This is a genomic window from Streptomyces sp. S6 (genome assembly GCF_054880855.1).
Genome location: NZ_JBTYMC010000319.1, coordinates 1 through 7,205, shown reverse-complemented (window position 1 = coordinate 7,205; position 7,205 = coordinate 1). Strand labels below are relative to the sequence as shown.

Sequence of the window (7,205 nt, the reverse complement as noted above, 5' to 3'; positions counted from 1 at the left end):
CACACCGCCCGCACCGCGGCGACCCTCGCTCTCGCGGACGCGGCGACCGCGACGGCCTTCGACGGGACCGGACAGGCCGCGCCGGCGCCGACGGCGGCCCAGGTGAAGGCGAAGGTGGACAAGCTGTACCGGGAGGCCGAGGTGGCCACCGAGCAGTACAACGGCGCCCAGGAGAAGGCCCAGAAGGCCGAGCGGCGCCTGGACTCCCTGCGGGACGAGGCGGCCCGGCAGGAGGCCGAACTCAACTCCGAGCGCGACAAACTGGGTTCACTCGCCGCCGCCCAGTACCGCGACGGCACCCTCGCCCCCACCGTCCAGCTCGCCCTCTCCTCCGACCCCGACCACTACCTGGACGGCGCCGCCTTCGCCGAACGCGCGGACGCCCGCCAGTCCGCCGCCGTCTCCCGTGTACGACGCCGGCTCGCCGAGGTCGAACGGCTGCGCGGCGCCGCGCGCGTCGAACTCGACTCCCTCGCCGCCCGCCGGGCCGAACTGCGCCGCAAGAAGGAGACCGTCACCGCGAAGCTCGGTACGGCCCGCCGCCTGCTCGCCCAACTCTCGGAGCAGGAACGGCGACAGGTCCTCGGAGACACCTCGACGACCGGCGCCGGTGCCCCGGCCCAGCGCGCCTCCCGCAGCGCCCGTACCGCCCTGCCCGACCCCTCGGCCGCCGCCCAGGCCCCCGACTCCCGCGCGGGCGCCGCCGTCGCCTACGCCTACTCCAAACTCGGCAGCCCCTACGTGTGGGGCGCGACCGGGCCCGACGCCTTCGACTGCTCCGGTCTCGTCCAGGCCGCGTACCGCTCCGCCGGGCTCTCCCTCCCCCGCACCACCTACGCCCAGATCGGCGCCGGCCGGCGCGTCTCCCGCTCCCAGCTCCTCCCCGGCGACCTGGTCTTCTTCTACTCCGGCATCAGCCACGTCGGCCTCTACATCGGCGACGGCAAGATGATCCACGCCCCCAACCCCTCCGCCCCCGTCCGTATCGCCCCCATCGACGAGATGCCGTTCGCGGGGGCGACCCGGGTGTCGTGAGGGAAACGGTGCCACCGGAGCGGCCGACTCCCCGACGAGCGCCGCGAGTTCACCACCCGAGCCGGCAGGCCCGCCCCTCACACCAGCCGACGAGCCGTCGCCCACCGTGTCAGCTCATGCCGGTTCGAGAGCTGCAACTTCCGCAGGACCGCCGAGACATGGGACTCGACGGTCTTGACGGAGATGTAGAGCTGCTTGGCGATCTCCTTGTACGCGTACCCGCGCGCGATGAGCCGCAGCACCTCCCGCTCGCGCTGAGTGAGGCGGTCGAGGTCCTCGTCGACCGGGGGCGCGTCGGTGGAGGCGAAGGCGTCGAGGACGAAGCCGGCGAGCCTCGGGGAGAAGACCGCGTCTCCCTCCTGCACCCGGAAGATGGAGGCCACCAGATCGGTCCCGGTGATCGTCTTGGTGACGTACCCGCGCGCACCGCCCCGGATCACCCCGATGACATCCTCCGCAGCGTCCGACACGGACAGTGCGAGGAACCGCACCGGCCGCTCGGTGTCGCTCGCCATGTCGGCGCACCGGCGCAGGACTTCGACGCCGCCGCCCCCGGGCAGGTGGACGTCCAGGAGGACCACCTCGGGGCGCGTCGCCGTGATGACGGTGACCGCCTGGTCGACGTCCGCCGCCTCCCCGACGACCTCCACCCCCGTCTCGTCCGTACGCCCGATCTCGGCCTGGACGCCCGTCCGGAACATCCGGTGGTCGTCGACGAGCACCACACGCACCCGCCGCTCCCCGCCGGAGCCACCACCCGGGGGTGTCTCCCCGGCCCCCGTCTCCCCGGCCCCCGTCACCTCGGTCGCCCCGGTCTCTTCTGTCGACTCGCTCATCACGTCTTGTCCACCCTCTCCATCTCCAGCTCGACTTCCGTCCCGCCGCCGGGCACGGCCCGCACCCGCGCCGTGCCGCCGTTGCGCTCCATGCGCCCGATGATCGATTCTCTGACGCCCATGCGGTCGGCGGGTATCGAGTCGGGGTCGAAACCGGGTCCGCGGTCCCTGACGGACACGAACACCGTCTTCCCCTCGACCTCGGCATAGACCTGGACGGCCCCTCCCTCGCCACCGTACTTGGCGGCGTTGACCATCGCCTCGCGCGCGGCCTGCATCTGCGCGGACGTCCTCTCGTCCAGCTCGCAGTCGCCGACGATCACCACCTCTATCGGCACCCCGTGCTTGTCCTCCACCTCGGCGGCGTTGCGGCGGACCGCGTCGGCGACCGTGGCGGGTTCGTCCTCCTCGTCCTTGCCGGTGCCCTCAGGGTTGTAGAGCCAGGTGCGCAGATCGCGTTCCTGCGCGCGGGCGAGCCTGCGCACCTCCGAGGCGTTCTCCGCGTTGCGCTGGATCAGCGTCAGGGTGTGGAGCACCGAGTCGTGGACGTGGGCCGCGACCTCGGCACGCTCCTGGGCGCGGATGCGCATGAGGCGCTCCTCGGAGAGGTCCTGCGTCATCCGGACGAGGTACGGGCCGGCGAGCAAGGTGATCCCCACGAGGACGGCGAGGGCCGCCTGGAGGACCGACCCGAGGTGGGCCGCGGAGCCCTGGAGGACGAAGACACCGGAGACACCGGCGGTGACGAGGAGGACACCGCCGAGTGTGCGCACCAGCGTCAGCGTGCGCCGACGGCGGCCCACCTCGACCCAGCGGGCCCGGCGGGAGTTGTCGGCCTGCCGCCAGACGAGGGCGACCCCGGCGCCGACCAGGACGATCGGCAGGAAGTACACACTGGCGCCACTGCCGACATCGACGCTGCCGACGAACACCATGGCCAGGACGACCATGAGGAGCAGGGCGAGAAGCTGACCCTTGTCGGGCTTGCGGGCGACGAGCTTGCGGCGGCCGTCAGGACCGGTCTCCGTGGTCACCAGGGACGGCGGGCGCTGGCCGGCGACACCTCCGACGCCGAGCGGGACGAAGAACCAGAACGCCGCGTAGAGGAGGGCGCCGAGGCCCTCGCCCATGAACAGGCCGACGAACACGAGCCGGACCCAGATCACGGGCAGCCCGAGATGCCCGGCGAGCCCTCGCGCCACTCCGCCCAGCCAGCGACCGTCGCTGCTGCGGTAGAGCTTGCGCGAAGGCCGCGGTTCGACGAGGGGTGCTGCTGCGGCTTCCGGCATGCCGACGATGTTTCCACGGCCGGGCGGCCTTGACATCAGGGTTCGCCCCCGAGACTCCCCTGATCCCGGCACCCTCAGGAGTCGAACGGTCCCCTGGTCTCCCCTCAGGGCCGATATCAGGGTCGGACCAGGGTCGTTCCGGCTCCCACGAGGGGCCTGGACCCGCCACCATGGAGGCATGGCAGATCACGAGCACGCCGCGGACTCCGCGTCGGACGAGCCGAGGGGCCCCTCCGACGCGGACCCGGGCCTGCGCGGAAAGAAGGCCCAGGGAGCGACGGCGACGGCGGAGCAGCCCGAGCCCGGCGCCCTCCCCTTCCGCCGGGACCGCGAGCACAAGATGATCGCGGGCGTGTGCGCGGGGCTGGGCCGCCAGTGCGACATGGACCCGGTGATCTTCCGCATCACGCTGGCCGTCCTGTCCGCGACGGGCGGCATCGGCCTCATCCTCTACGGCTTCGTCTGGCTCTTCGTCCCCTACGAGGACGACGAGGAGAACGAGGTGCGCAGGCTCCTCACCGGCCGGGTCGACGGCCATGCCCTGGCCGCCGTGCTGTTCGCCCTGGTCGGCTGCGGGATCTTCCTGTCGATGCTGAGGAACGGCGACGTCCTCATGTTCGCCGCGGTCCTCTCCCTCCTCCTCGCGGGCGCCGGCTACTGGTCCCGCAACCGCGACACCTCCGAGACGGCCCCCCTGACCGCGCAGGCCGCCGCCGACGCACCGCCGGAGCCGAAGGCCCCGCCGATGACAGTGACGTTCCCGTCCTGGTGGCGCGACCCGATCGTCAAGGACGGCACCCACGTCGGGGGTACGGGCTACCTGTGGGGTCCGGGCGACTCCGGCACCCCCGACCTCGGCAGGTTCACGACGGTCGACCTCTCGGGCCACCGCCACCAGCACCCGCGCCACCAGCACCCCGGCCACCACCAGCCGCACCACTTCCACGCCCCGCGCCGGCCCGCCGCCCGCCTCCCCCGCTGGATCGGCGGCTGGCTCTTCCTCCTCTCCCTCGGAGCGGGCGCCCTGACCACCCGCCTCACCTGGGACGACCACCCGCTGGGGACGAGCCTCCAGGCCGGCCTCTCGGCCACCCTGATCGTCCTCGGCCTCGGCATCGCCGTCAGCTCCCTCCTGGGCCGCACGGGCGCGGGCTCGTTCTTCCTGGCCCTGGTCACCGCAGGCCTCCTCGCGGCGACGACGACCGTCCCGAAGAACATCACCACCCAGTGGCTCGACACGACGTGGAAACCCACCACCTCGACGCAGCTCCTGCCCTCCTACGACCTGGGCACGGGCAAGGGCACCCTGGACCTCACCGCCCTCGACCTCACGAAGACGACCGGCGCCGGTACGGACATCAGCGTCGGCATGGGCCAACTGCGCGTGATCGTCCCTCAGGGCCTCACCGTGCGCCTGAGTGTCGATGTGGGCCTGGGAGACATCCGACTGCCGGGCGAGAACAAGAAGGACGTGGACGTGGAGCCGGGACGCCACAAGGAAGTCACCCTCACCCCCGCCGCCGGCACCACCCCGGCCGGCACCCTCGACCTCTCCGTCCACGTGGGCGTCGGCCAGGCGGAGGTGACCCGTGCCGCGTCATGAGTTCCGCCCCGGCCGCCTCGTCGCGGGCCTCTTCTTCGCCCTGGCCGGCGTGATCTACGCGGGCGACGCGGGCGGCCTCTGGGAGACCCCGTGGTTCGCCGCCGTCCCTGTCGTCCTGATCGGCCTCGCCCTGGCCGGCACAGCGGGGGCGACGGCCCGCTCGGTCCGCAGACGCCGGTCCCGCGCGAGCGGCGGCGCCGCGAACCCGACGCCTGCACCGACGTCCACCGCGCCACCCACCGCGCCGCCTGCGTCGACACCCACCTCGACTCCGGCCCCCGAGTCCACGCCCCGGACCGCGCCCTGGGACAGAAAGGAACCCTGACCCGAGCACCCCGCGTCCTCGGACCCCGGCACCCCACCGGCCTCACCCCTCCCGGCACCAGTCACGCGAAAAGAGGCCGGCCCCGAGGGCAAGAGAAAAGGGGGCCCGCCCCGACCGAACGGAGCCTGCCCCCACACCACCGACCTCAGGTCCGCCCTACAGCGCCCCGAGCCCCCCGTCCTTGCGCCGCCTCTCCCTCAGCACCGCATCGACCGACAGCACCGACGCCCCGCCCAGCACGAACGGCAGCCAGGCCATCATGTACGGCAGATCATTGCCGTAGTAATACGGGTCGGACGCCCAGCTCACCGTCAGCCACAGGCTCAGCGAGATGAGCAGCCCGCCGAGGGCGGCGAGCCGTGTCAGCAGCCCCAGCAACGCCCCGATCCCGACGGCCAGTTCACCGAGCGCGATCGCGTATCCGAACCCGACGGGGCTCTTCAGCGCCAGATCCACCAGCGCGGGAATCGCCGAGGAGTCCTTCACGGCCCGCATGGTGTCCCCGACGGACCCGGGGCCCGAGTCCTTCATGAACGCGCTGTCGGTCAGCTTGTCCAGCCCGGCATAGACGAAGGTCACCCCGAGGAACACCCGCAGCGGCACGAGCGCGTACCGCGTCGCCATGTCACGCCAGTTCCGCCCGCCGCCGACCGCGGAAGGATAGGTGTCCGTGCGCATCCCATGAGCCATTGCAGTCCGCCACCTCTCGTCCACCTCGCTGTGAACCCCTCACCAGACGATACGGACGGGACCCGCGTCCCGCTCACCACCGCCCCTGACTGACAGCAAAGCGACAGCCAACGGTCACCGGCGCCGACCCGCTGCCGCCCGGCACCCCGGCACCCCGGCACCCCGGCACCCCGGCACCCCGGCACCAGCCGAGGCCCTCACACCGCCGCCCCTACTCCCCCACCTCGATCTCATACCGCCCCGTCTCCACCCCCGCGGCCGTCACCACCTGCACCTCCACCTTCCCCGGCTCCACCTCCGCCGGCACCGGCACGGTCAGCACCGCGTCCGTCGGATTGCTGAACCCCCCGACGACCGGCACCAGCGGCACCTGCACGTGCACGGCCCCCACCCGGACGACCATCCGGGCCAGCCGATCGGCCCCTTGCGCCCCCGGCGGCACGAACCCGGCCCCCCGGATCTCGATGTCGTCCCCGGAGCGGATGGGCCCGTCGAGGTCCCCGGCCTCCCGCGAGCGCACCACGGAGAGGATCACCGGCCGCCCGCCCTCGGCGTACTTCCCGGCGAGATAGGTCCCGGCCGAGACCAGCACGACCAGGGCAAGTCCCCAGGGAAGATCGGGGAGTTGATCGGGCCGCCGGCCGAGCCGTACGAGGGTGAACACCAGGGCGACCCCGCTGATCACGACGTACTGGATGTCGGCGAACGCGCCCCGCCCGGAGTCGTCGGTCAACAGGTCGGCGGCGCGCGGCCGGTGCGCCCGCACCTTCTGAAGGCGCTGCCCCAGCACCCGCACCCCCACAACTCGCCGCACCAGCACGGCGATCCCGCAGACGACGGCGAGCACGGTCACCACCCCGGCGCCCCGGGCGAGTTCGAGCCCGTCGAGCAGCGCGTCCCGCTCGCCGGAACCGGACGCGGCGGCCAGCTCCCCGACGAGGACGAGCACGGAGTACGCGACGACCAGCACCCAGCTCCCGGCCACGACACGGGAGGTGGAGAGCCGGTTGTCCTCCCCGATGACCGGCGCGAGCGCCCCGCCCCGCGCCCGGTGGAACCAGGACGCGGCGCTCAGCGCGCACCCCACGACCACGGCGGCCAGCAGCCCGGCCGTCCGGGCGGTGCTCCACCCGGAGCCGACAGCGGTCAGCGCCTGACCGAGCAGCAGGACGACGACCCCCGCCCACACCGGGACGACGGTCCACCGCCACAGCCCGGCGAGCCACGCCTCCCCCTCGGCCCGCCCCCGCTCGGCGACGTCCCCGGCGGACTGGGTCAGCTCCTCGGAGACCCACTGCCGGGAGGCGAACGCGGAGTGCGCGACGGCCGCCGGCACCCCCTCACCCGCGGCGAACCCGTCCCGCTTGACCAGGAACGCGGCGACGGCCCGCCGATGCCCCTCCCGGGCCCCGTGCGGACACCCGCCG

Annotated in this window: 7 protein-coding genes; 3 read left to right on the top strand and 4 right to left on the bottom strand. The window is 73.2% G+C overall.

All coding sequences use genetic code 11. The annotated features are described in order from the left end of the window. Positions 1 to 1,035, top strand: a 1,035-nt coding sequence (locus tag ACVNF4_RS29740; protein ID WP_461805981.1) for a C40 family peptidase, incomplete at its 5' end; no start/stop codon positions are given. A 77-nt stretch (positions 1,036 to 1,112) separates the two neighbouring features. On the opposite strand, the gene ACVNF4_RS29735 is transcribed toward ACVNF4_RS29740, so the two are convergent. Beyond that, positions 1,113 to 1,871, bottom strand: coding sequence for a LuxR C-terminal-related transcriptional regulator (locus ACVNF4_RS29735; protein ID WP_461805980.1), 759 nt, complete (start codon positions 1,869 to 1,871; stop codon positions 1,113 to 1,115). Next, on the bottom strand, positions 1,871 to 3,160 hold the full coding sequence (locus ACVNF4_RS29730) for a PspC domain-containing protein (RefSeq protein WP_461805979.1): 1,290 nt from the start codon (positions 3,158 to 3,160) through the stop codon (positions 1,871 to 1,873). Before ACVNF4_RS29730 ends, ACVNF4_RS29735 begins: the two co-directional genes overlap by 1 nt. A gap of 178 nt (positions 3,161 to 3,338) precedes the next feature. On the opposite strand from ACVNF4_RS29730, the gene ACVNF4_RS29725 reads away from it, so the two are divergent. Continuing rightward, positions 3,339 to 4,763: a PspC domain-containing protein gene (locus ACVNF4_RS29725; RefSeq protein ID WP_461805978.1), complete on the top strand. Its 1,425-nt coding sequence runs from the start codon at positions 3,339 to 3,341 to the stop codon at positions 4,761 to 4,763. Further along, on the top strand, positions 4,750 to 5,088 hold the full coding sequence (locus ACVNF4_RS29720; protein WP_461805977.1) for a hypothetical protein: 339 nt from the start codon (positions 4,750 to 4,752) through the stop codon (positions 5,086 to 5,088). The genes ACVNF4_RS29725 and ACVNF4_RS29720 overlap by 14 nt, the downstream gene beginning before the upstream one ends. Before the next feature lie 156 nt (positions 5,089 to 5,244). Here the strand turns inward: ACVNF4_RS29720 and ACVNF4_RS29715 are convergent, their stop codons facing one another. Both ACVNF4_RS29715 and ACVNF4_RS29710 read right to left on the bottom strand, forming a co-directional pair. Beyond that, the gene (locus ACVNF4_RS29715; protein WP_461805976.1) at positions 5,245 to 5,778 is read right to left on the bottom strand and encodes a DoxX family protein; all 534 of its coding nucleotides are present in this window, start codon (positions 5,776 to 5,778) and stop codon (positions 5,245 to 5,247) included. 211 nt (positions 5,779 to 5,989) lie between these two features. Further along, positions 5,990 to 7,205: hypothetical protein (locus ACVNF4_RS29710; protein WP_461805975.1), on the bottom strand; the 1,216-nt coding region annotated here is incomplete at its 5' end.